General features: G+C 66.0%; 21 protein-coding genes. 10 read left to right on the top strand and 11 right to left on the bottom strand.

The window, feature by feature from the left end:
- Positions 1–89 precede the first annotated feature (89 nt).
- Both IB261_RS07060 and ybaK read right to left on the bottom strand, forming a co-directional pair.
- Positions 90–875: a PhzF family phenazine biosynthesis protein gene (locus IB261_RS07060; protein WP_151186172.1), complete on the bottom strand. Its 786-nt coding sequence runs from the start codon at positions 873–875 to the stop codon at positions 90–92.
- Positions 876–968: 93 nt separating this feature from the next.
- Positions 969–1,439 (bottom strand): Cys-tRNA(Pro) deacylase, encoded by a 471-nt coding sequence (gene ybaK, locus IB261_RS07055; RefSeq protein ID WP_081517701.1) that lies wholly within the window; start codon positions 1,437–1,439, stop codon positions 969–971.
- Positions 1,440–1,610: 171 nt separating this feature from the next.
- Here ybaK and glpK point away from each other — a divergent pair, with 171 nt between their 5' ends.
- From glpK to glpD, 3 genes are all read left to right on the top strand, one after another.
- The gene (gene glpK / locus IB261_RS07050; RefSeq protein WP_192381753.1) at positions 1,611–3,125 is read left to right on the top strand and encodes a glycerol kinase GlpK; all 1,515 of its coding nucleotides are present in this window, start codon (positions 1,611–1,613) and stop codon (positions 3,123–3,125) included.
- Between the two features lie 134 nt (positions 3,126–3,259).
- Positions 3,260–4,015 (top strand): DeoR/GlpR family transcriptional regulator, encoded by a 756-nt coding sequence (locus tag IB261_RS07045; RefSeq protein ID WP_081517699.1) that lies wholly within the window; start codon positions 3,260–3,262, stop codon positions 4,013–4,015.
- Between the two features lie 147 nt (positions 4,016–4,162).
- Positions 4,163–5,704, top strand: a complete 1,542-nt coding sequence (gene glpD / locus IB261_RS07040) for a glycerol-3-phosphate dehydrogenase (RefSeq protein WP_192381751.1) — start codon at positions 4,163–4,165, stop codon at positions 5,702–5,704.
- Positions 5,705–5,716: 12 nt separating this feature from the next.
- On the opposite strand, the gene IB261_RS07035 is transcribed toward glpD, so the two are convergent.
- Genes IB261_RS07035 through glnH form a run of 5 tightly spaced genes read right to left on the bottom strand, consistent with a single transcriptional unit; the run spans position 5,717 to position 9,819 of the window.
- On the bottom strand, positions 5,717–6,619 hold the full coding sequence (locus IB261_RS07035) for a MurR/RpiR family transcriptional regulator (protein ID WP_081517697.1): 903 nt from the start codon (positions 6,617–6,619) through the stop codon (positions 5,717–5,719).
- A complete protein-coding gene (locus tag IB261_RS07030) occupies positions 6,616–7,674 on the bottom strand; it encodes a C45 family autoproteolytic acyltransferase/hydrolase (RefSeq protein WP_177429482.1) in 1,059 nt (352 codons plus the stop codon). Before IB261_RS07030 ends, IB261_RS07035 begins: the two co-directional genes overlap by 4 nt.
- Before the next feature lie 9 nt (positions 7,675–7,683).
- A complete protein-coding gene (glnQ, locus tag IB261_RS07025; protein ID WP_081517696.1) occupies positions 7,684–8,406 on the bottom strand; it encodes a glutamine ABC transporter ATP-binding protein GlnQ in 723 nt (240 codons plus the stop codon).
- Positions 8,403–9,059, bottom strand: coding sequence for a glutamine ABC transporter permease GlnP (glnP, locus tag IB261_RS07020; protein WP_081517695.1), 657 nt, complete (start codon positions 9,057–9,059; stop codon positions 8,403–8,405). The genes glnQ and glnP overlap by 4 nt, the downstream gene beginning before the upstream one ends.
- 16 nt (positions 9,060–9,075) lie before the next feature.
- The gene (glnH, locus tag IB261_RS07015) at positions 9,076–9,819 is read right to left on the bottom strand and encodes a glutamine ABC transporter substrate-binding protein GlnH (RefSeq protein WP_151186169.1); all 744 of its coding nucleotides are present in this window, start codon (positions 9,817–9,819) and stop codon (positions 9,076–9,078) included.
- Between the two features lie 355 nt (positions 9,820–10,174).
- On the opposite strand from glnH, the gene IB261_RS07010 reads away from it, so the two are divergent.
- Positions 10,175–11,503, top strand: coding sequence for an aspartate aminotransferase family protein (locus tag IB261_RS07010; protein ID WP_192381749.1), 1,329 nt, complete (start codon positions 10,175–10,177; stop codon positions 11,501–11,503).
- A gap of 10 nt (positions 11,504–11,513) precedes the next feature.
- Positions 11,514–12,077 (top strand): carboxymuconolactone decarboxylase family protein, encoded by a 564-nt coding sequence (locus tag IB261_RS07005; RefSeq protein WP_081517692.1) that lies wholly within the window; start codon positions 11,514–11,516, stop codon positions 12,075–12,077.
- Positions 12,078–12,086: 9 nt separating this feature from the next.
- Here IB261_RS07005 and IB261_RS07000 read toward each other — a convergent pair whose 3' ends face one another.
- Positions 12,087–13,097 (bottom strand): alpha/beta fold hydrolase, encoded by a 1,011-nt coding sequence (locus tag IB261_RS07000; RefSeq protein WP_151186167.1) that lies wholly within the window; start codon positions 13,095–13,097, stop codon positions 12,087–12,089.
- Positions 13,098–13,291: 194 nt separating this feature from the next.
- Here IB261_RS07000 and IB261_RS06995 point away from each other — a divergent pair, with 194 nt between their 5' ends.
- The 3 genes from IB261_RS06995 (at position 13,292) to IB261_RS06985 (ending at position 15,912) form a co-directional block, all read left to right on the top strand.
- Positions 13,292–13,735, top strand: coding sequence for a CopD family copper resistance protein (locus tag IB261_RS06995; protein WP_081517690.1), 444 nt, complete (start codon positions 13,292–13,294; stop codon positions 13,733–13,735).
- 141 nt (positions 13,736–13,876) lie between these two features.
- Positions 13,877–14,797, top strand: a complete 921-nt coding sequence (gene metR / locus IB261_RS06990; protein ID WP_081517689.1) for a transcriptional regulator MetR — start codon at positions 13,877–13,879, stop codon at positions 14,795–14,797.
- 116 nt (positions 14,798–14,913) lie between these two features.
- Positions 14,914–15,912, top strand: coding sequence for a tellurite resistance/C4-dicarboxylate transporter family protein (locus IB261_RS06985; protein ID WP_151186165.1), 999 nt, complete (start codon positions 14,914–14,916; stop codon positions 15,910–15,912).
- A gap of 267 nt (positions 15,913–16,179) precedes the next feature.
- Here IB261_RS06985 and IB261_RS06980 read toward each other — a convergent pair whose 3' ends face one another.
- The 3 genes from IB261_RS06980 to IB261_RS06970 form a co-directional block, all read right to left on the bottom strand.
- The gene (locus tag IB261_RS06980) at positions 16,180–16,824 is read right to left on the bottom strand and encodes a glutathione S-transferase family protein (RefSeq protein WP_081517687.1); all 645 of its coding nucleotides are present in this window, start codon (positions 16,822–16,824) and stop codon (positions 16,180–16,182) included.
- A 57-nt stretch (positions 16,825–16,881) separates the two neighbouring features.
- Complete coding sequence (locus IB261_RS06975; RefSeq protein ID WP_081517686.1) at positions 16,882–18,204, bottom strand: APC family permease; 1,323 nt, start codon at positions 18,202–18,204, stop codon at positions 16,882–16,884.
- A gap of 161 nt (positions 18,205–18,365) precedes the next feature.
- Positions 18,366–19,184: a carbon-nitrogen hydrolase family protein gene (locus IB261_RS06970; protein WP_081517685.1), complete on the bottom strand. Its 819-nt coding sequence runs from the start codon at positions 19,182–19,184 to the stop codon at positions 18,366–18,368.
- A 150-nt stretch (positions 19,185–19,334) separates the two neighbouring features.
- On the opposite strand from IB261_RS06970, the gene IB261_RS06965 reads away from it, so the two are divergent.
- Both IB261_RS06965 and IB261_RS06960 read left to right on the top strand, forming a co-directional pair.
- Positions 19,335–20,114 (top strand): helix-turn-helix transcriptional regulator, encoded by a 780-nt coding sequence (locus IB261_RS06965; RefSeq protein ID WP_081517684.1) that lies wholly within the window; start codon positions 19,335–19,337, stop codon positions 20,112–20,114.
- A gap of 111 nt (positions 20,115–20,225) precedes the next feature.
- The gene (locus IB261_RS06960) at positions 20,226–21,605 is read left to right on the top strand and encodes an L-serine ammonia-lyase (protein WP_081517683.1); all 1,380 of its coding nucleotides are present in this window, start codon (positions 20,226–20,228) and stop codon (positions 21,603–21,605) included.
- The last annotated feature ends 263 nt before the right edge of the window (positions 21,606–21,868 follow it).

Below are 21,868 nucleotides of genomic sequence, written 5' to 3'. Positions count from 1 at the left end.
TCCTCCGAAGCTGCGAACCGCGCCAGAGGGGCGCGGTTTTCAGGGAAGGCCAGCCTACGCCGGGAAGACGAAATCTCCCCGGTCACAGATCAAACAACCAGCAGACGACCGCTGGCCACCAGGCGCGCATAACCGGCGATGCTCACGCGGTCGTCCTCCAGGCGGCACCACAGCTCGCCGCCGCGCTCGGAGCACTGGAAGGCGCGCATCTGCAGCTTGTTCAGGCGGCCCGACCAGTAGGGGATCAGGCTGCAGTGGGCGGCGCCGGTCACCGGGTCTTCGTTGAGGCCGATGGCCGGGGCGAAGAAGCGCGAGACGAAGTCATAGTCATCGCTGCGCGCAGTGACGATCACCCCCAGGTACGGCAGACGCGCCAGGGCGGCGAAATCCGGCTTGCAGTCGCGCACGGCCTGCTCGGATTCCAGCAGCGCCAGCAGGTGCGAGGCGTTGCTCAGTGCGTCCACCACGTCCACGCCCAATGCGCTGGCCAGTTCCACGGTGGCGCCGGTTTCGCTCGGCGGCTGCGCCGGGAAGTTCAGCGCCAGACGGCCCTCCTCGCGGGTCACGCGCAGCGGGCCGGACAGCGAATTGAGCTCCAGCACCTCGCCCGGCTCATCGAACACCTCGAACAGCACGTGGGCGCTGGCCAGGGTGGCGTGGCCGCACAGCGGCACCTCGGCGGTCGGGGTGAACCAGCGGATGCGCCAGCCCTCGGGTTCCTTCACCAGGAAGGCGGTCTCCGAGAGGTTGTGCTCGGCGGCGATCTTCTGCATCAGCTCGTCGTTCAGCCAAGCATCGAGGCGATAGACCATGGCCGGGTTGCCGGCGAAAGGACGGTCGGTGAAGGCGTCCACCTGATGGAAGTCGAGCAGCATGGCGATCTCCTTGTAAGTGATGGCCGAGCATGACAGAAGCCGGCGGGCGGCGAACCGTACAGTGGGGACCACACAGTCCCCGGGGTTGAGCGATCAGGGGCGGCCGATGGGCGCGAACTTCGCCGAGGTCAGGCCGGCCAGCGTCTCGGCGCTCAGCTCCACTTCCAGACCGCGTCGGCCAGCGCTGACATGGATGGTCGGGAAGCCCTGGGCGGATTCATCGATGAAGGTGCGCAGGCGCTTCTTCTGCCCCAGCGGGCTGATGCCGCCAACCAGGTAGCCAGTGGCGCGCTGCGCAGCGTTGGGGTCGGCCATGTCGGCCTTCTTCACGCCCGCCGCGTGGGCCAGCGCCTTGAGGTCCAGGCTCCCCACCACCGGAACCACCGCCACCAGCAGTTCGCCCTTCTCGCTTGCCGCCAGCAGCGTCTTGAACACCCGCGCCGGGTCGAGGTTGAGCTTCTCGGCGGCCTCCAGGCCGTAGGACGGCGCCTTGGGGTCGTGCTCGTAGCTCAGCACGTGGTGTTCGGCGCGGTTCTTTTTCAGCAGGTCGATGGCGGGGGTCATGATCGGCGGGCTTCTCGCAGGCGGCTTTCCAGCGCATAACAGTAAGCCAAGGTGTGGCGTACTGCACGGTGTTCGCTTCACCGACGGGGATGAATCCCGTATGTTCACCGCCAATCCCTACCCGGCCCTGCCGCCGGGGTTGCCGAACGGAATCCGCACAAGGCCGCTGCCATGACCGACCTTACGAACAAGAAATACGTCGTCGCCCTCGACCAGGGCACCACCAGCTCGCGCGCCATCATCTTCGACCACGACGCCAACGTGGTCAGCACGGCCCAGCGCGAGTTCGCGCAGATCTACCCGCAGCCGGGCTGGGTCGAACACGACCCGATGGAAATCTGGGCGACCCAGAGTTCGACCCTGGTGGAAGCCCTCGCCCAGGCCAGCATCAGCGTCGCCGAAGTGGCCGCCATCGGCATCACCAACCAGCGCGAAACCACCCTGGTGTGGGACAAGAGCACCGGCCGGCCGATCCACAACGCCATCGTCTGGCAGTGCCGGCGCAGCGCGGCGATCTGCGAGCAGCTCAAGCGCGACGGCCTGGAACAGCACATCCGCGACACCACCGGGCTGGTCATCGATCCCTACTTCTCCGGCACCAAGCTCAAGTGGATCCTCGACAACGTCGAAGGCGCCCGTGAACGCGCGCAAAGCGGCGAGTTGCTGTTCGGCACGGTCGACAGCTGGCTGATCTGGAAGCTCACCGAAGGCGAGGTGCACGTCACCGACTACACCAACGCCTCGCGCACCCTGATGTTCGATATCCACAAGCGCGACTGGGACGAACGCCTGCTCGCCGCGCTGGGCGTACCGCGCGCGATGCTGCCGCAGGTGCGCCCGTCCTCCGAGGTGTATGGCCACGCCAAGGTCGGCGGCCTCGGCGTGCACCGCACGCCGATTGCCGGGATCGCCGGCGACCAGCAGGCCGCGCTGTTCGGCCAGATGTGCGTGGAGCCGGGCCAGGCGAAGAACACCTACGGCACCGGCTGCTTCCTGCTGATGAACACCGGAGACAAGGCGGTGAAATCCACCCACGGCCTGCTCACCACCATCGCCTGCGGCCCGAGCGGCGAAGTGGCCTATGCGCTGGAAGGCGCGGTGTTCAACGGCGGCTCCACCGTGCAGTGGCTGCGCGACGAACTGAAGGTGATCAACGACGCCCACGACTCCGAGTACTTCGCCACCAAGGTGAAGGACAGCAATGGCGTCTACCTGGTCCCCGCCTTCACCGGCCTCGGCGCGCCCTACTGGGACCCGTACGCCCGTGGCGCGCTGTTCGGCCTGACCCGTGGGGTGAAGGCCGACCACCTGATCCGCGCCACCCTGGAATCCATCGCCTACCAGACCCGCGACGTGCTCGACGCCATGCAGCAGGACGCCGGCGAGCCGCTGCGCGCCCTGCGTGTGGACGGCGGTGCGGTGGCCAACAATTTCCTCATGCAGTTCCAGGCCGACATTCTCGGCACCCCGGTGGAACGCCCACAGATGCGCGAAACCACCGCCCTCGGCGCCGCGGTGCTGGCGGGGCTGGCCTGCGGTTTCTGGGGCAGCCTGGCGGAGCTGAAGAACAAGGCGGTGATCGAGCGGGTGTTCCAGCCGGCCTGTGACGAGGCAGAGCGCACTCGCTTGTATGCCGGGTGGAAGAAAGCCGTGGAGCGCACCCGCGGCTGGGCAGCCGAAGACTGACCGCACGAACCTGTAGGAGCGGGCCATGCCCGCGATCGCACGCATGGCCCGCTCCTACAGGCGGTGCATTGCATGACAGAGAGGCCGCGCTGCGGCATCCTTGCCCTCCCGGCCCGTCCGCACGAGCACAGCGCATGAACCTGCCACCCCGACAGCAAAGCATCCTCGACCTGGTCCGCGAGCGCGGCTACCTGAGCATCGAGGAACTCGCCCAGCAGTTCGCCGTGACGCCGCAGACCATCCGCCGCGACATCAACCAGCTCGCCGAGCAGAACCTGCTGCGCCGCTACCACGGCGGCGCGGCCTGGGACTCGAGCATCGAGAACACCGCCTACAACACCCGCGCCGACCAGATGCGCGACGAGAAGCAGCGCATCGCCGAGGCCATCGCCGCGCACATCCCGGACAACGCTTCGCTGTTCATCAACATCGGCACCACCACCGAGGCCATCGCCCGCGCCCTGCTCGGCCACAAGAACCTCAAGGTCATCACCAACAACCTGCACGTCGCCAGCATCCTCGCCGGCAAGGACGACTTCGAAGTGCTGATCGCCGGCGGCACCGTGCGCGGCGACGGCGGCGTGGTCGGGCAGGCGGCAGTGGACTTCATCGAGCAGTTCCGCGTCGACTTCGCCGTGGTCGGCATCAGCGGCATCGACGAGGACGGCAGCCTGCTGGACTTCGACTACCAGGAAGTGCGCGTCTCCCGCGCCATCATCGACAACGCCCGGCAGGTGTTCCTCGCCGCCGACTCCAGCAAGTTCGGGCGCAACGCCGTAGTGCGCCTGGGGCCGATCTCCCTGGTCAGCCGGGTGTTCACCGACTGCCCGCCGCCCACCGCCGTGGCGCGCCTGATGCACCAGCACAAGGTCCAGCTCGAACTGGTCTGAGTCGCGCCCGACTCCTTCACTTTCGAACATTCAGACGAATGTCTGCGCGAATTCGCGCTCAAGGCTGGTCATATTTCATTCATTGAACTAGGATATTTTCGAAAACGAACATCAAAAGATTCACTTTCAATCCCCAAGGCGGCCCCCATGAACCCAACCAGCAAGCGCCACGCGCCCCTGGCCGAAGTCTATGACCTGGCAGTCGTCGGTGGCGGCATCAATGGCGCGGGGATCGCGGCGGACGCTGCCGGGCGCGGGCTGTCGGTGTTCCTTTGCGAACAGCACGACCTCGCCGCCCACACCTCCTCCGCCAGCAGCAAGCTGGTCCACGGCGGCCTGCGCTACCTGGAGCACTACGAATTCCGCCTGGTCCGCGAAGCCCTCGCCGAGCGCGAAGTGCTGCTGGCCAAGGCTCCGCACATCGTCCACCCGCTGCGCTTCGTACTGCCGCACCGCCCCCACCTGCGCCCGGCCTGGATGATCCGCGCCGGCCTGTTTCTCTACGATCACCTGGGCAAGCGCGAGAAGCTGCCGGCTTCCCGGGGTGTGCGCTTCGGCCACGACAGCCCGCTGAAGGCCGAGATCATCCGCGGCTTCGAATACTCCGACTGCTCGGTGGACGACGCCCGCCTGGTGGTGCTCAACGCCATGGCCGCCCGCGAGAACGGCGCCCATGTGCACCCGCGCACCCGCTGCGTCAGCGCCCGGCGCAGCAAGGGTCTGTGGCACCTGCATCTGGAGCGCGCCGATGGCAGCCTGTACTCGGTGCGCGCCCGCGCGCTGGTCAACGCCGCCGGCCCCTGGGTCGACCGCTTCCTGCGCGAGGAACTGCGCCAGAAACCGCCCTACGGCATCCGTCTGATCCAGGGCAGCCACCTGATCGTGCCGCGCCTATACGAAGGCGAGCACGCGTACATCCTGCAGAACGAGGACCGGCGCATCGTCTTCGCCATCCCCTACCTGCGCCAGTTCACCCTGATCGGCACCACCGACCGCGAATACCAGGGCGACCCGGCGAAGATCAGCATCAGCGAAGAAGAGACCGACTACCTGCTCAACGTGGTCAATGCGCACTTCAAGCACCAGCTGGGCCGCCAGGACATCCTGCGCAGCTTCTCCGGCGTGCGCCCGCTGTGCGACGACGAGTCCGACGACCCTTCGGCCGTGACCCGCGACTACACCCTGGCGCTGGACAATACCCCCGGCGAAGCGCCGCTGCTGTCGGTGTTCGGCGGCAAGCTGACCACCTACCGCAAACTCGCCGAGGCTGCGCTGGAACAGCTGGCGCCGCACTTCGCCGGCGTGATGAAAGCCAGCTGGACCGCCAGCGCCCCGCTCCCCGGCGGTGAAGCCATGACCTGCGTGGACGACCTGGCGATCCAGCTCATGGACCGCCTGCGCCAGCTCGACCCGGCCCTCGCCCGGCGCTGGGCCAGCACTTACGGCAGCCGCATCTGGAAACTGCTGGACGGCGCGCACAACCTCAGCGAACTGGGCGAACACCTGGGCGCCGGGCTCTATGCGCGGGAAGTGGAATACCTGGTCCACGAGGAGTGGGCGCGCGACGCCGATGACATCCTCTGGCGCCGTACCAAGCTCGGCCTGTTCCTCAATGCCCGGCAGCGCGAGCGCCTGGAGCAGTTCCTCAGCAGCGAAAGCCCGCTGGAGCCCAGAACCCAGGTCGCCTGAGGCAGCGTCGCCTCAGAGCGACGCGTTCAGCTCGCTGATCAGTTCTTCGCGCTGGCGCAGTGACTCCAGCGCGCTTTCGCCCAATCGCCCCGCCACCTCGCTCAACAAGCCCTGCGCCAGCAGCATGAAGGCGCACATGCTGTTGCTGTAGAACAGGCTGTGGTTGGGCACATAGAAGCTGTGCCGCGCCACCTTCGCCAATGGCGAGCTGGAGGAGTCGGTCAGGGCCACGACCTCGATGCCATGGCGCGCGGCGACTTCCGCCGTGGCCAGCACGCTGGGCGTGTAGGGGAAGCAGCTGGCGACCACCAGCACATCGCCGGCATCCAGTTGCGCCAACGCATCGGCCACGCCCTGGCGGCTGGCATCCAGCGCTGCCACGTCCTGGCGCAGCATGCCCAGGCCATAGGACATGAACAGTGCCAGCGAAGTGAACTGGCGCATGCCATGGATTCGCACACGGCGCGCGCTGGCGAGAAGCTCCACCACGCGGGAGAACACTTCCGGCTCGACCTGCTCGATCAGGCTGGCGATGTTGGTGCTTTCCTGCCGGCCCAGGCGGGTCAGGCGCGACAACGTGGTGTCGGCGGGAGTCAGCAGCAGGCGCGAGGCCTGGTCGCTGTAGAAATTCTTGCCCTCGGTCAGCTCGCGGCGGAACAGGTCCTGGAACTTGCTGAAACCGCCGTAGCCCAGGCGCTGGGCCAGGCGCGACAAGGTCGAGGCGTTCACCCCGAGCTGCTCCGCCAGCTCGCTGATGGAGGACACCGCAGTGCGCTGCGGTGCCTCGATCAAGGCAGCCAGCACCCGCCGCGAACTGCCGCCCAGGGAGATGCCCGACTCACCGCGCTCGATAGCCTCCAGCAGTTGCTTGAGGGCTCCCAGGTTATCGGGCAGTGCGGCGGGCGCTTGGGTCATCGGGCAGGTCCGTTGGCGGAAGAAGGACGGGTACTGCCGGCGCTTTCCACGTGCTGGACGTCCGGCTGGCAGTAGACGCGCCATTCTACCGAGTTCGCGCCGATGAGAAACACGGCGGTGGCCAGGGTGTTCTCATCGTCCGGGTCGTCCGCCGCGCGACGGTAGATCGGCAGCTCGGGATCAGCGCCATCGCGCAGGATCGCCAGCGCGCGGGCCTCGTCGAGCAGACCGCCCCCCTCCCCCAGCAACCCGTCGACGCGACGCTGGCGGCTGCCGGAACTGCCGGTGATGCGCTGGCCGGCGGCGTCCAGCCCGGCATCCAGCAGATGATTGGAGTGCCCGCCCGGACGCCGCACCTTGCGCACAACGACGCCGGCCGAGCAGGCTTCGACGCTCAGCAGATGAGCCGAACCGACCTGCCCGAGGGCATGGTGGAAGGCACCGGCGCGGCCTGCGCGGGAGAGCACGTCGACCGCCTCATCCAGGCTGGCGCAATCCAGCACCGCACGGGCCAGTACCTGACGCGGCAGGCCGGTTGGGATGTTGGCAGGGCGGATGTTGTTCACCGTACTGACCAGCCCGGCGGCATTCACTGCGAAGGTGTGGCCGGGAAGGGAGCCGGGGTAGACGAAGCTGGTGAAAGCCATGCCTTGCTCCGGCGCCGCCTGCAGCAGGCCGCAGGCACCCTCGAGGGAGGGCAGGCCATCCTCGTTGTGGGCGATCAGCCAGCCCTCGGCGGTCGGCCCGAACACCGTGGTGCAGCCATCCACGCTCTGCGGGCTGACGAAGTCGCCGCGGCAATTCCACAGGAAGACTTCCTCGACCGGCAGTTCCAGCCCATCGGCCAGGCCGCGGATTTCCTCCCAGATACGCGGGAAGTCGGCCTCGACCTGCGCCTGCATGGCTTTCGCCACACCCGCTCCGGCCAGGGCCGCGAGGCTCCGCCACAGTGGCAGCGGGCGAAGGCGCTGATGCACCGCATCGCGGCCGAAGCGGCCCAGCCCCAGGCCGATGTCATACGGGCTGCCGCCCAGTTTCAGGGGTTGCAGGATCATCGGCGCACCTCAGGCGACATGTTGCAGGAACTCCCGCAGACGCGGGCTGGTGGGGTTGCCGATCAGACTGGCGGGGTCGCCGTCCTCGGTGATGCGGCCCTGGTCGATGAAGATCAGCCGCGAGGCGACCTTGCGGGCGAAGTCGATCTCGTGGGTGACGATGACCATGGTCATGCCCTCCTCCGCCAGGTCCTTCATCACCTGCAGCACTTCATGGCGCAGCTCGGGGTCGAGCGCCGAGGTGGGCTCGTCGAACAGCATCAGCTTGGGCTTCACCGCCAGCGCGCGGGCGATGGCCACGCGCTGCTGCTGGCCGCCGGACAACTCCGACGGATAGTGCCCGGCGCGCTCGGAGAGCCCCACCTTCGCCAGCAGCGTACGCGCCAGCGCCTCGGCGTCCGCCTTCTTCGCCCCGCGCACGCGGATCGGCCCGAAGGCTACGTTTTCCAGTGCGGTCATCTGCGGGAACAGGTGGAACTGCTGGAACACCATCCCCGCCTCCTGGCGGATCAGGCGCTCGTCCACCTTCGGGTCGTTGACCTCCATGCCATCGACGAACAACTGGCCGTCGGTGATCACTTCGAGCTTGTTGATGCAGCGCAGCAGCGTCGATTTGCCGGAGCCGGAAGGGCCGATGATGACCACCACCTCGCCGCTGCCGATCTTCAGGTTGATGTCGTGGAGCACCTTGGTCTCGCCAAAGTGCTTGGCGACCTGCTTGAACTCGATCATAGGATCTTCAGCCTCGATTCCATGCGCCGCAGCACGTAACTCAACACCAGGGTGATGACCAGGTAGATCACCGCCACCGCCGACCAGATTTCCATCGCGCGGAAGTTGCCGGCGATCACCTCCTGGCCCTGGCGGGTCAGTTCGGCGACGCCGATGACGATGAACAGCGAGGTGTCCTTGATGCTCACGATCCACTGGTTGCCCAGCGCCGGGATCATCCGCCGGAAGGCCAGCGGAGCGATCACGTAGCGCAGCGTGTCGCGCCCGGAAAGCCCCAGCGCCAGCCCCGCCTCGCGGAAGCCCTTGTTCACCGAGAGCAGCGCACCGCGGGTGATCTCGGCGATGTAGGCGCCGGAGTTGATCATGATGGTGACCACCGCTGCGCTGAACGGATCGATGCGCACCGGGATCATCAGCGGCAGGGCGAAGTAGATGAACATCACCTGGACCATGATCGGCGTGCCACGGATCAGCTCGACGAACACCAGCGCCGCGCGACTGCCGATGAAGCCGCCGTAGGCGCGGCCGACACCGGCCACCAGGCCGATCACCGCGCCGCCGATCAGACCGAGAATGGATATCCACAGGGTCAGCCGGGCGCCCTCGAGCAGCACCGGCAACGCGTCCCAGATGGCGGACCATTGAAAATGCATGGATGCCTACCTCGTCTTATTTCGGGTCGGTGCCGAACCACTTGCGGTAGATCTGCGCATAGGTGCCGTCCTCACGCAGCTTCTTCAGCGCCGCGTTCACCGGCTCACGCAGCTCGCTGCCCTTGGGGAATCCGATGCCGTACTGCTGCGCCATCATCTGCTCGCCCACGGCCTTCACCTGCCCGTCGCCGGCGGTCTTGATGTAGTAGAGGACGTTGGGAGTGTCGTGCATCGCGGCATCGACGCGGCCGGTGCGCAGCTCCAGGTAGGCGTTGTCGACGTTGGGGAACTGGCGCAGGTCGCCGGCCTTCAGATTGGCCTTGGCGTAGTCCGCCGAGGAGGTGCCGCTCTTCACCGCCAGGCTCTTGCCGGCAATGTCGGCAGAGCTCTTGATGCTGTCGTTATCGGCCTTGACCATCAGCAGGAAGCCGCTGTCGTAGTAGCCGTCGGAGAAGTCGATGACCTGCTTGCGGTCTTCCTTGATGGTGATGCCGGCCAGGGCCGCGTCGACGTTGCGGGTCTGCAGCGCGGGGATGATGCCGTTGAAGTCCATCGGCTTGAGCTGGTAGCTCACGCCCATCTCCTTGGCGATGGCTGCCCAGAGATCGATGTCGAAGCCGACGTATTTGTCGCCCTGTTTGAACTCGAAGGGAACGAAGGCGGTATCGGTGGCGATCAGCAGCTCCTTGTCGGCAGCCATCGACTGGCTGGCGGCGAACAGGGAGAGAGCGGCGAACGAGGCTTGCAGCAGCTTTTTCATGCAGGACTTCCTCTTGCGGGACGGCGGGATGCGCCATGCCCTGGGGCTGGCGCGCATTAGCGGCAGTTCGATGCAACGGGCCTGGGCCCGGACTTTATTGTTTTGAGCGGCTAACCCCCGTCAGGGGCTGCATGCACTTGCGTGCTTTTGTGCAAAATAAACATGCAATAAATTTATTTGCAAGTATTTTTCCCAGCCCAAAACACCCCGCGCCTCGTCTGACGCACCCGGAAAATCGAAGAAAAGCACCGCAGGATGCGCATTAGCCAAATGCAGAGCAGCGCCATTCTTCGCAAGAAAAATTTGCCAAGAACAAAAATGCATTTAATATTTGCGCAAACCCCAGGAGGTCACCATGAGCCACGTCCTGCACCGCAGCCTCATCCAGTCCTACCCCACGGCCGTTCGCGGCGACGGCGCCTACCTGATCGACAGCGAGGGCCGTCGCTACCTCGACGCCAGCGGCGGAGCTGCGGTGTCCTGCCTGGGGCACAGCGACGCCGAAGTGATCGAAGCGGTACGCCGGCAGATCGGCACCCTGGCCTACGCCCATACCTCCTTCTTCACCAGCGAGCCAATGGAAGAACTGGCCGACTTCCTGATCGCCCGCGCCCCGGCCGGGATGCGCTCGGTGTACTTCGTTTCCGGCGGTTCGGAAGCGGTAGAGGCGGCGCTCAAGCTGGCCCGCCAGTACTTCGTGGAGATCGGCCAGCCACAGCGCACGCACCTGATCGCCCGCCGCCAGAGCTACCACGGCAACACCCTCGGCGCCCTGGCCGCCGGCGGCAACGCCTGGCGACGCCAGCAGTTCCAGCCGCTGCTGATCGATGTCAGCCACGTCAGCCCCTGCTACGCCTATCGCGACCAGGCCGAAGGCGAAACGCCGGAAGCCTACGGCGAACGCCTGGCACGGGAACTGGAAACGGAAATCCTCAACCTCGGCCCGGACAAGGTCATGGCCTTCGTCGCCGAGCCGGTGGTGGGCGCCACGCTGGGCGCAGTGACCGCCGTGCCGGGCTACTTCAGACGGGTGCGGGAAATCTGCGACCGCTATGGCGTGCTGCTGATCCTCGACGAAGTGATGTGCGGCATGGGCCGTACCGGCAGCCTGTTCGCCGCCGAACAGGAAGGCATCAGCGCCGACCTGATCACCATCGCCAAGGGCCTGGGTGCCGGCTACCAGCCCATTGGCGCCACCCTGGTCAGCCAGCGTATCCACGACGCCATCGCCAACGGCTCGGGCTTCTTCCAGCACGGCCACACCTATATCGGCCATGCCACCGCCTGCGCCGCTGCCCTGGCCGTGCAGAAGACCATCGAACAGCGCAACCTGCTGCCACGCGTACGGGAGCTGGGCGAACAGCTGCAGCAACGCCTGCTCAGCGCCCTTGGCGAGCATCCCAACATCGGTGACATTCGCGGTCGCGGGCTGTTCCAGGGAGTGGAGCTGGTGGCCGAGCGCGCCGGCAAGACGCCCTTCCCCGCCGAAGCAAAACTGCACGCACGGATCAAGAAGGCCGCCATGCAGGAAGGTCTGATGTGCTACCCCATGGGCGGCACGCTGGATGGCCGCCGCGGCGACCACATCCTGCTGGCCCCGCCCTTCATCCTCGAAGAAGCGCAGCTGGATGAACTGACTGAAAAGCTGCGGCGCGCCATCGTCAAAGCCATCGGCAGCCTCTGAAGGACCTCGCATGAAAATCGACTCACGCCTGACCCCGCTGTCCGACGCCAACATGGACGACGAACAGCGCCGCGTATTGCAGGAGATCCTCAGCGGTCCGCGCGGCAATCTGGACGGCCCGTTCCTGGCCTGGGTGCACAGTCCCGGACTGGCGGACAACGCCCAGAAGCTCGGCGCCTTCTGCCGCTACGGCACACGCCTGGAACTGCGGCTGAGCGAACTGGCGATCCTGGTCACCGCCGCCTGGTGGCAATCCCAGGCGGAATGGCAGATCCACGAACCCATCGCGCGCCAGGCCGGCCTCAGCGACGAAGTGATCGAGGCCTTGCGGCAGAATCGGACACCGGACTTCCAGCGTGAAGACGAACGCCTGATCCATCGCCTGGGCCGCTCGCTGTACGAAACCCGACGCATCGACCAGGCGTTGTACGAAGAAGCCACGGCCAGCTTCGGTGAGGCCGGACTGGTGGAGCTGGTGGGAATCTTCGGCTACTACGCGCTGGTGGCCATGACGCTCAACGCGTTCTCGGTGCGGCGCGAAACCGAGGCGCCACTGCCGTTCAGCGAACCCTGAGGCAGGCGATCAGAGTTGTGCGACGTGCCCGCCGCCCTGATGTTCGCGCAGGTAAGGCAGCACCGCGCCCAGCAGCGGCTCCTTGAAGTCTTCCTGGAAGCGGTGCGCCATGCCGGGGATCAGCTTGAGTACCGAACCGCGGATGTGCGCCGCCACATGTACGCCGTGCATCACGGGCAGTAGCGGGTCGGCGGTGCCGTGGACCACCAGGGTCGGTACGTTCAGGCGGTTGAGCAGTTCCACCCGGCTCGGCTCGGCGAGGATCGCCAGCATCTGCCGTTGCACGCCTTCAGGATTGAACGCTCGATCGTAGGAACGCGCCGCCTGCTGCAGCAACTGCTGGCGATCGTCGCGCACTTCCGGACTGCCGAGGGCTGCCAGCAGGTCGGCCTGCTGCTCGATGGCCTGTTCGCGGCTGGCCGCTTCACGCCGGGCGAGCAGGCGCAGCAATGACTCGCTGGGCGCCGGCAGGCCTTCTGCACCGGAACTGGTCATCACCAGTGTCAGGCTGATCACCCGGTCGGGCGCCATATCGGCCAAGTGCTGGGCGATCATCCCGCCCATGCTCGCGCCCAGCACATGGGCACGCTCGACATGCAGCGCATCCAACAGGTGCAGCGCGTCGCCGGCCATGTCGGTCAGGCTGTAGGGCGCGCTCACAGGCAGGCCGAGGCGATAGCGAATGACTTCGTAGGTCAGGTTGCCGCTGGGCGTAGGAACGCGCCAGGAAGACAGGCCGACATCGCGGTTGTCGTAGCGGATCACCCGAAAGCCCTGCTGGCAGAGCGCCTCGACCACTTCGTCCGGCCAGTGGATCAACTGGCCACCCAGGCCCATGACCAGCAACAGCGTTGGGTCCTGCGGACGACCGATGCTCTGGTAGGCCAGACGCACGTCACCCAGGTCGACCAGTTCGGTCGGCACCCGCGCATCGCAGCGATCGGCGGCAACCGCCCGATCGGCAAAAGAAAGAGAGGACAGGCCGCAGCAAAGTGCGACTGCCAGCAGGAAAGCTCGCATGAATGAAAATCCGGAACGCAAAACCCCAGTTGAGCGCGATTCTGATGAATTTCCGTCGCTCGCTCTGCCACAGGTCCGTGACAGTTTGATGAAAGGCGCTGAGCGGTCACCGACGGCCCTTCCCATGATCCGGATCAAGGGAGGTCGCCCCTCGCACTGGCGAAGATAGGAAACCCCCGCTCGGAAGTTTCCTCATGGCCTACCCCATCCTGCTGGTGCTGCACCTGTTCGCCGCGATCATGTTCGTCGGCACGGTGTTCTTCGAAGTGCTGATCCTGGAAAGCGTCCACCGCCATGTCCCGGCACGGGCGATGAAAATGGTCGAGGGTGCGTTGGGCCGTCGCCTGCGCCGGGTGATGCCCTGGGTGATCCTGACCCTGTTCGGCAGCGGTCTGGGCATGCTGCACCTGCGTTACGCACCGCTGCTGGCCGCCCCGCTGGCATCGCCCTTCGCCACCCTGCTCAGTCTCAAGTTGCTGCTGGCCACCAGCGTCCTGGGCCATTTCCTCTTCGCCATGTATTCCTTCCGAGTCGGGCGCATGACCGGCCAGCGCTCCCGGCGCATCCACTACAGCGTGTTTGCCCACGTGGTACTGATCGTGCTGCTGGCCAAGGGCATGTTCTACCTGAGCTGGTGACCCCCGGCCGGCGGCTCCAGCCCGGTAAGGCGGGCTGGCGAAAGCGTGCTGGTGAAGTGCCAGTCACCGGCTTATCATGAGAGCAGTTCAATTGATCTGCCGTTTCATCAAGATTTCCTCATAGTGAGGCGAGGCCGCGCCATGCTTGAACTCCGTCACCTGAAAACCCTGCATGCCCTGCGCGAAGCCGACAGCCTGGTGGAGGCCGCCGAGCGTCTGCACCTGACGCAGTCCGCCCTGTCCCACCAGTTCAAGGAACTGGAGGAGCGCCTCGGCCTGTCCCTGTTCATCCGCAAGACCAAGCCGGTGCGTTTCACCAGCGCCGGCCTGCGCCTGCTGCAGCTGGCCGACGCCGTGCTGCCGCAACTGCGCGGCGCCGAGCGCGATCTCGCGCGCCTGGCCGGTGGTACCGCCGGCCGCCTGCACATGGCCATCGAGTGCCACAGCTGCTTCCAGTGGCTGATGCCGACCATCGACCAGTTCCGTGACGCCTGGCCGGAAGTGGAGCTGGACCTCGCCTCCGGCTTCTCCTTCGCCCCGCTGCCGGCGCTGGCCCGCGGCGACCTGGACCTGGTGGTGACTTCCGACCCGGTGGACATCGCCGGCATCACCTACGTGCCGCTGTTCACCTACGAGGCTCTGCTGGCGGTGGACAACCACCATGCGCTGGCCGGCAAGTCGTTCATCGTCCCGGAAGATCTGGCCAACCTGACGCTGATCACCTACCCCATCGAGCGCGATCGACTGGACATCTTCACCCGCTTCCTCGAACCCGCCGACGTCGAACCGGCGCAGGTGCGTACCTCGGAGCTGACGGTGATGATGATGCAGTTGGTGGCGTCCGGACGCGGCGTCTGCAGCCTGCCCAACTGGGCGCTGCACGAGTACAGTTCGCGAGGCTACGTGACCGCCAAGCGCCTGGGGGAAAAAGGCCTGTACTGCACCCTGTTCGCCGCCATTCGCGCCGACATGCTGGATGCGCCGTTCATGCGAGATTTCCTGCTGACTGCGAAGGACACTTCGTTCGCCACCCTTGAAGGCGTCAGCGCGGCGAAGAATTGACCTGACACCGGGCGTCCGTCGCAGAGCGCCAATCCCGCCCGGGGACAGGATTCCAGAACTGGAACGCCGCGAGAGCATCGCGGTATAGGGAAGGATTCCTCCCAGGAGAATGTCCAGTGCTCAAGGACTTTCCGCCAAGCTACTTCGCGCTGGTCATGGCAACCGGCATTGTCTCCCTCGCCTGCCACTTGGTCGGCCTGCAGCCGGTGGCGCTCGGCCTGTTCTGGCTCAACGTCCTGCAGTACGCGCTGTGTCTGTCGTGCAGCCTGTACCGGCTGGTGCGCTATCCGCGGCTGATGTGGCAGGACCTCACCCACCACGCGCGCGGCCCGGGTTTCCTCACCCTGGTGGCCGGCTCCAACGTGCTGGGCGTGCAGTTCATCGTACTCGCCAACCAGCCCGCCATCGCCCATGCCCTGTGGCTGTTCGCCGGGCCGCTGTGGCTGCTGTGCATGTACGCAATGCTCGCTGGCGTCACCCTCACCCAGCACAAGCCCACCCTGGAACAGGGCCTGAACGGCACCTGGCTGCTATGCACAGTGTCCAGTGCCTCGGTCTGCGTGCTCGGCAGCTATCTGGCATCGCGATTTCCCGATCCGGAGCTGATCCTCTTCGTCTGCGTGGCGGCCTACATGGTCGGCATCATGCTTTACGTGCTGATCATGTCGCAGATCCTCTATCGCTGGCTGTTCCTCGACCTGGAAGCCGGTGAGCTGTCGCCGTCCTATTGGATCAACATGGGCGCCCTGGCGATTTCCACGCTGGCCGGCGCACGCCTGCTGACCGCCGGAGCCGACAGTGCGCTGATCCAGTCCCTGGCACCCTTCATCCTCGGGCTGTCGGTCTTCGTCGGCGCTTTCGCCTGCTGGTGGATTCCGTTTCTCGTACTGGTCTTCGTCACCCACCGGGTGCGCTATGGGGTCGGCATCCATTACGACCTGCAGAACTGGTCGGTGGTGTTCCCGCTGGGCATGTTCTGCGTCGCCTCGTTCAGCTTTCTGCCGCTGGTCCATCAGCAGGTGTTCCTGCCGGTCATCCAGGTCATTGCCTATGCCGCCCTGGCCGCCTGGGTGGCGACCTTCTTCGGGCTGCTGCGCCACCTGGCGCGGCGCTGAAGCCAAGAAAAAAGGCCCATCCTTGCGGATGGGCCATCGGGGGACATAACCGATCAACACCTGTGGTTCTTATGGTTCCAGCGACGCCGTGTGATGGGGTTACGCGGCGTTGGGGCAATCATTGACCAGCACCCTGCTACGGAAAATATGGCCACACGAAAAAAAGAACTTTCCCACATGGCCTGAGACCGATTCCGCAAAAAGCGTCAGGGCCACCACGACAGCCCGAAACCCTTCTATGGCTCTGGAACGGTCCGTTGCCTGCTATCAGGGCGCTTTCGCTTCCGCCACGCGGGTGTGTTCTTCCGCCCACTGCACATCCCGTTCCCACACTCGCTTGAAGGCCGGGCGCGAGGTCACCAGCTCCACATAGCGCTCGAACACCGGCAGCTTGGGCACCACGCCGAAGCCGATGGTCCAGCGCAGGGCCGCGCCCCACAGCACGTCGGCAGCGGTCATGCGGCTGCCCAGCAGATATGGGCCGGTTTCCAACTGTTCGGCGAGGGCGCGCATGACGCTGTCGTAATCGCCGTAGGGGCTCATGGCCTGCGGAGCGGCATCGCGCTTCAGGGCACGGTCGACGATGGCCGGTTCGAAGCTGGAGCCATAGAACACCAGCCAGCGCAGGTAGGGGCCGCGCAAGGGGTCGTCGAGGGCAGGAGCGAGATTCGCCCGGGGGAACAGGTCGGCGAGGTAGATGAAGATGGCGCCTTGCTCGGTGACCAGCGACTCGCCGAGGCGGATCGCCGGGACCTTGCCCAACGGGTTGAGCGCGAGGAATTCCGGCTTGCGTTGCTCGCCGGCCTTCATGTTGATCAGTTCGAGGTCGTACTCGGCGCCCAGTTCTTCCAGCAGCACCAGGGTGCCGCTGGAGCGTGTCTGGGGCGAATGATAGAGGGTGAGGCGGGGCATGGCGGGATCTCCTCGGGCATCACGGCTCGGAGTCCCCAGCATAGCCCCGCGCGGGGCTCACGCCTCCTCGAAATGCATCTCCGGCGGTTGCTGGCGGAAGCCGCTGGTGATCACCGCCAGGTAGATCACGCCGAGCACCAGCCAGGTGGCGCCGAGCCAGATGGCCAGGTGGTCGAGGCTGAACATCAGCCACAGGTCGGCGAGCAGGCCGATCAGCGGGAACAGCAGGAACAGCACCAGCTCGCGCAGGCCGCGGCGCTCGGCGTTCAGGTAGTAGTGGAAGATCACCGAGAGGTTCACCAGGCTGAAGGCGAGGAAGGCGCCGAAGTTGATGAACGAGGTGGAGGTGGTGACGTCCATGTGCAGCGCCAGCAGGGCCACCACGCCGCACAGTACGATGCTGTTCACCGGGGTTTCGAAGCGCTTGCTGATGCGACCGAAGAACGGGCGCGGCAGCACTCCGTCGCGCCCCATGGCGAACAGCAGGCGCGAGGCGCTGGCCTGGGCCGACAGGCCGGAGGTGAACTGGCCGACGATCAGGCCGATCAGGAAGAAGCTGACGAACAGGTCGCCGCCGATGTTGCGGGCAATTTCGTAGGCCGCCGAATCGGCGTTCTGGAATTCCACCGACGGGTGCGCCAGCTGTACGAAGTAGCTGGCGGCGATGAAGATGCCGCCACCGATCAGGGTGATCAGCAGGATGGCGCGCGGAATGGTCTTGCGCGGCTCGTGGGTTTCTTCGGTCAGGGTACTGACCGCGTCGAAGCCCAGGAAGGAGTAACAGGCAATAGCCGCGCCGCCCATGATCAGCGGCAGCTGGGTGCCTTCCTTGAGGAAGGGTTCCAGGGTCCACAGCGGGCGGCTGCCATCACCGGTGATGTAGTGGATGGCCAGGCCGACGAAGGCGATCAGCACGAGGAACTGCACCAGCATCAGCACGCCGTTGATGTTCTTCGCCAGGCGCAGGCCGACCACGTTGATCGCGGTGGTCACGCCGATGAACGCCAGCACCCACAGGGCCTGGGGCACAGCTGGGAACGCGGAATGCAGGTAGGCGGCGCCGATCAGCCAGATGGCCATGGGCAGGAACAGGTAATCCAGCAGCACCGCCCAGCCGGCGAGGAAGCCGAGTTTCGGGCTGATCGACTTGCGCACGTAGGTGTAGGCGGAACCGGCCACCGGGAAGGCAGCCGCCATGCGCCCATAGCTCAGCGCGGTGAACAGCATTGCAACGGATGCGACGAGGTAGGCCGAGGGGACTACGCCGCGGGTGACGTCGGCGAGAATGCCGAAGGTGCCGAGGACGATGATCGGGGTCATGTAGGCGATGCCGAACAGCACCACCGAACCCAGCGACAGGGTTCGTTTCAGTCGAGCCATTACTGCTTACTCCGCGTTGTGTTTGTTATGGCAGTGCAAAGTGCTGGCCTGCGCTCACCCGCAGGCCTCGCGGGCGCTCTGGTCGCCCGTCGAATGTGGAATAACGCTGTGGCGGCGCGGCCCTGCGCCCCGGCCCGGTTGCAGTGGGCCGGATAGGAAACTCAGGCGGGAATGATCAGCTCGCGCAGACCGCTTGCGTGCTCGCGCATCTCGCCGGGCAGCTCGAAGCGGCGCTCGGCCAGGTAGCTGTAGTCGCGGCGCGACTGCGCCAGGCGCTCGAAGTCCAGTTCGACGATCTGCCGGCACTCTTCGCGGCCTGCTTCGACGATCAGTTGGCCGTAGGGGTCGACCACAGCGCTGCCGCCAGCAAACACCAGGTCGTCATCGCCTGCGCCAACGCGGTTGACCATCACCGCGTAGGCCTGGTTTTCCATGGCGCGGCCCATGATCGCGGTGCGGTGGGTCGGGCCGTAGGGGTCCATGTTGCCGTTGGTCACGATGATCAGCTCGGCGCCAAGCTGGCCCAGCGCACGGGCGGACTCGGGGAACTCGATGTCGAAGCAGATCACGATGCCGACGCGGATGCCGTTCCACAGGCAGGTGGCGTAGCGATCGCCGGGGGTGAAGATGCCGCGGTCCGACGCCCACAGGTGCGTCTTGCGGTACTTCAGGGCGATGCCGTCGGGGGTGATCAGCAGCGTGGTGTTGTAGAAGCGGCCATCGGCGGCCTCGGCGAAGCCCACGGCGACGCTGATGTTCTTCTCCCGCGCGGCCTGCTGGACGGCCTGCACGCTGGGGCCGTCCACCGGCTCGGCGATGGCGGCGATGTTCTGCTCGGTGGGGAAGCCGGTCAGCTGGGTCTCGGGGAACACCACCAGCTGGGTGTCGTCGGCGCAGGCGTGGATGGCCTCCAGGGTGCGGGCCAGGTTCCAGGCCACATCGCCATCACGGCCGGCGAGTTGGACGAGTTCTACTTTCATGGGGCTTCCTCGGATTCTTGTCTTCCAGTGACCAGACGATGCAAAAGGGTCAGAATGCGCACCGCGCCGGCTCAAGGCATCCACCGAGTATGCCGGGCGTGCCATCACCGGGTAATTACGCCCGCGTGGTAACCCATCGGGGGTAGAGTCATGAGCCTTTCCCTTCAGGATATCGCCTGGCACCGCTCGGTCGGGCAACTGATCGAGGCGCTGGACAAGCCGAACTTCTGGACCTCGCTGGTGCGCCTGCTGGGCCAGTATGTACCCTTCGACAGCTGGGTCGTGCTGCTCTTCAGCGACGGCCGTCCCCAGGTTTTCGCCGAATGCCCGGGCGAGGATGGCGGCCCCGATCCGCTGTTCCAGGACTACCTCAAGGGCCTCTACCTGCTCGATCCTTTCTACATCGCCAGCCGCGAGGCGCCCGGCAGCGGACTGTTCCGCCTCGATGACGTGGCGCCGGAGATGTTCGAGCAGACCGACTACTTCCAGCGCTACTTCAGCCTGAACGTGGTCGCCGACGAAGTGCAGATCAACGTGCAGCTCGACAGCGAACGCACCCTTTGCTGCTCGGTGGGCAGCAAGGGCCGCTTCACTCCGGAGCAGATCGCCCTGCTTGCCCTGGTGCAACCCTGGGTCGCCGGCCTGATGCGCCAGCGCATGGCATTCGAGCGCGAAGTCCAGGAAGCGCCCCCGCCGCCGCGCTGGCAGAACCGCCTGGAGTCCACTGCGCAGCAGATGGAAACCCCGCTCACCGCCCGCGAGCTGGAAGTCGGCCGCCTGATGCTCAGCGGCTGCTCCAGCAAGGAGATCGCCCGCAAGCTGGCTATTTCCGCCGAGACGGTGAAGGTCCACCGCAAGCACATGTACGCCAAGCTGGGGATCAAGTCGCAGTCGGAACTGTTCTCGCTGTTCCTGCAGGCGCAGGGCTGATTCCCCGCTCGCATTTCCCCTGCTGTCTCCTACAAAAAGCGTCCAGCCGTCGAGCGGTCGGTGAGCATTCGGGGCCACGCGGGTCCATGCTTGAGGACAGGAGGAAATCCCATGAGCCTCAGCGTCTTCGATATGTTCAAGCCCGGCGTCGGGCCGTCCAGCTCCCACACCGTGGGGCCGATGCGCGCCACCCGCGAGTTCGTCGACCGCCTGCGCGACGACGATCTGCTGCCGCGCACTGCCGCCGTGGAAGTGCATCTCTACGGTTCCCTCAGCGCCACCGGCAAGGGTCACGCCACCGACCGCGCCTGCCTGATCGGCCTGCTCGGCATTGATCCGGCCGAAGCCGATCCTGCTGCCCTCGCCCCGCAGGTGGACGACATCCTGCTGCGCCATCGCCTGCGCCTGGGCGGCGTGCAGGAGATCGACTTCGACCCGGCGCGCCAGCTGGTCTTCCACGACGACAGCCTGCCCGCCCACCCCAACGGCCTGCACCTGCGCGCGCTGGACGACAACGGCGAACTGCTGGCCGAGCGCATCTGCTATTCGGTTGGCGGCGGCTTCGTGGTGGATGCGCAGGACTTCAACACCGACCGCGCCCTGCAGGGCAACCCGATGCCCTACCCCTTCCACAGCGCCGAGGAACTGCTGCGCCTGTGCCACGAGCAGGGTTTCAAACGCATCAGCGACCTGATGTGGGCCAACGAACGCGCATTGCGCAGCGACGAGGAGATCCATGCAGGCCTTGCGCATATCTGGGACGAAATGCAGGCCTGCGTGAACCGTGGGCTGGAAACCGAAGGCACGCTGCCCGGCGGCCTCAAGGTGCGGCGCCGTGCGCCCATGCTGTTCCGACGGCTCAACGAGGCGGACAGCGGCAACCTGATCGCCACCACCCTCGGCGCGCTGGACTGGGTGGACCTCTGGGCGCTGGCGGTGAACGAGGAGAACGCCGCCGGCGGGCGCGTGGTGACCGCGCCCACCAACGGCGCGGCCGGCATAGTCCCGGCGGTGCTGCATTACTACGCGCGCTACGACGCCCACGCCAATGCCGAAGGGATCGAACGCTACCTGCTGACCGCTGCTGCCATCGGCATCCTGTGCAAGCTCAACGCCTCCATCTCCGGTGCCGAAGTCGGTTGCCAGGGCGAGGTCGGATCAGCCTGCGCCATGGCTGCCGGGGGCCTGGCGGAAGTGTTGGGCGGCAGCCTGGAGCAGGTGGAAAACGCCGCCGAGATCGGCCTTGAGCACAACCTCGGCCTGACCTGCGACCCGGTGGCCGGGCTGGTCCAGGTGCCCTGCATCGAACGCAACGCCATGGCCTCGCTCAAGGCCATCAACGCCGCCCAGCTCGCCCTGCGCGGCGACGGCCAGCACCTGGTCAGCCTCGACAAGGCCATCGACACCCTGCGCGACACCGGCCGCGACATGATGGACAAGTACAAGGAGACGGCGAAGGGCGGACTGGCGGTGAATGTGATTGCCTGCTGACCACCAGGGTTCGTTGTAAGAGCGAGGGGGACGCCTACTCCCTGATCGCGAACAGCCCGGCCCCCATTCCGCCGTTCTTGCACCGCTCGAAACAAGCTTTCTCAGCCCCGGAGAAAATCGTTAGCTAGCTTTCTTTTTCCTTCGCTTCGGGCTACCGTCGATGCCCGCCAGAACTAGAAAGACTTCCGAAAGTCCGCCGCATTGACCTTTACCCAGGCGCGTTCGCGCGATGCCTGCCATGCTCTGTGGCGGCCCTTTTGGCC

Origin of the sequence: Pseudomonas sp. PDM20 (genome assembly GCF_014852575.3) — a bacterium.
Taxonomy (GTDB): domain Bacteria; phylum Pseudomonadota; class Gammaproteobacteria; order Pseudomonadales; family Pseudomonadaceae; genus Pseudomonas.
This window is presented reverse-complemented; position numbering and strand designations above follow the sequence as displayed.

Coding starts and splice junctions, on each gene's coding strand:
- IB261_RS06975 (WP_081517686.1), bottom strand. CDS start 18,204: ATGGCTCGACTGAAACGAACCCTGTCGCTGGGTTCGGTGGTGCTGTTC.
- metR (WP_081517689.1), top strand. CDS start 13,877: ATGCTTGAACTCCGTCACCTGAAAACCCTGCATGCCCTGCGCGAAGCC.
- glpK (WP_192381753.1), top strand. CDS start 1,611: ATGACCGACCTTACGAACAAGAAATACGTCGTCGCCCTCGACCAGGGC.
- IB261_RS06965 (WP_081517684.1), top strand. CDS start 19,335: ATGAGCCTTTCCCTTCAGGATATCGCCTGGCACCGCTCGGTCGGGCAA.
- IB261_RS07005 (WP_081517692.1), top strand. CDS start 11,514: ATGAAAATCGACTCACGCCTGACCCCGCTGTCCGACGCCAACATGGAC.
- IB261_RS06960 (WP_081517683.1), top strand. CDS start 20,226: ATGAGCCTCAGCGTCTTCGATATGTTCAAGCCCGGCGTCGGGCCGTCC.
- IB261_RS07035 (WP_081517697.1), bottom strand. CDS start 6,619: ATGACCCAAGCGCCCGCCGCACTGCCCGATAACCTGGGAGCCCTCAAG.
- IB261_RS07030 (WP_177429482.1), bottom strand. CDS start 7,674: ATGATCCTGCAACCCCTGAAACTGGGCGGCAGCCCGTATGACATCGGC.
- glpD (WP_192381751.1), top strand. CDS start 4,163: ATGAACCCAACCAGCAAGCGCCACGCGCCCCTGGCCGAAGTCTATGAC.
- ybaK (WP_081517701.1), bottom strand. CDS start 1,439: ATGACCCCCGCCATCGACCTGCTGAAAAAGAACCGCGCCGAACACCAC.
- IB261_RS06995 (WP_081517690.1), top strand. CDS start 13,292: ATGGCCTACCCCATCCTGCTGGTGCTGCACCTGTTCGCCGCGATCATG.
- IB261_RS07045 (WP_081517699.1), top strand. CDS start 3,260: ATGAACCTGCCACCCCGACAGCAAAGCATCCTCGACCTGGTCCGCGAG.
- glnQ (WP_081517696.1), bottom strand. CDS start 8,406: ATGATCGAGTTCAAGCAGGTCGCCAAGCACTTTGGCGAGACCAAGGTG.
- glnH (WP_151186169.1), bottom strand. CDS start 9,819: ATGAAAAAGCTGCTGCAAGCCTCGTTCGCCGCTCTCTCCCTGTTCGCC.
- IB261_RS06970 (WP_081517685.1), bottom strand. CDS start 19,184: ATGAAAGTAGAACTCGTCCAACTCGCCGGCCGTGATGGCGATGTGGCC.
- IB261_RS07000 (WP_151186167.1), bottom strand. CDS start 13,097: ATGCGAGCTTTCCTGCTGGCAGTCGCACTTTGCTGCGGCCTGTCCTCT.
- IB261_RS07010 (WP_192381749.1), top strand. CDS start 10,175: ATGAGCCACGTCCTGCACCGCAGCCTCATCCAGTCCTACCCCACGGCC.
- IB261_RS07060 (WP_151186172.1), bottom strand. CDS start 875: ATGCTGCTCGACTTCCATCAGGTGGACGCCTTCACCGACCGTCCTTTC.
- glnP (WP_081517695.1), bottom strand. CDS start 9,059: ATGCATTTTCAATGGTCCGCCATCTGGGACGCGTTGCCGGTGCTGCTC.
- IB261_RS06980 (WP_081517687.1), bottom strand. CDS start 16,824: ATGCCCCGCCTCACCCTCTATCATTCGCCCCAGACACGCTCCAGCGGC.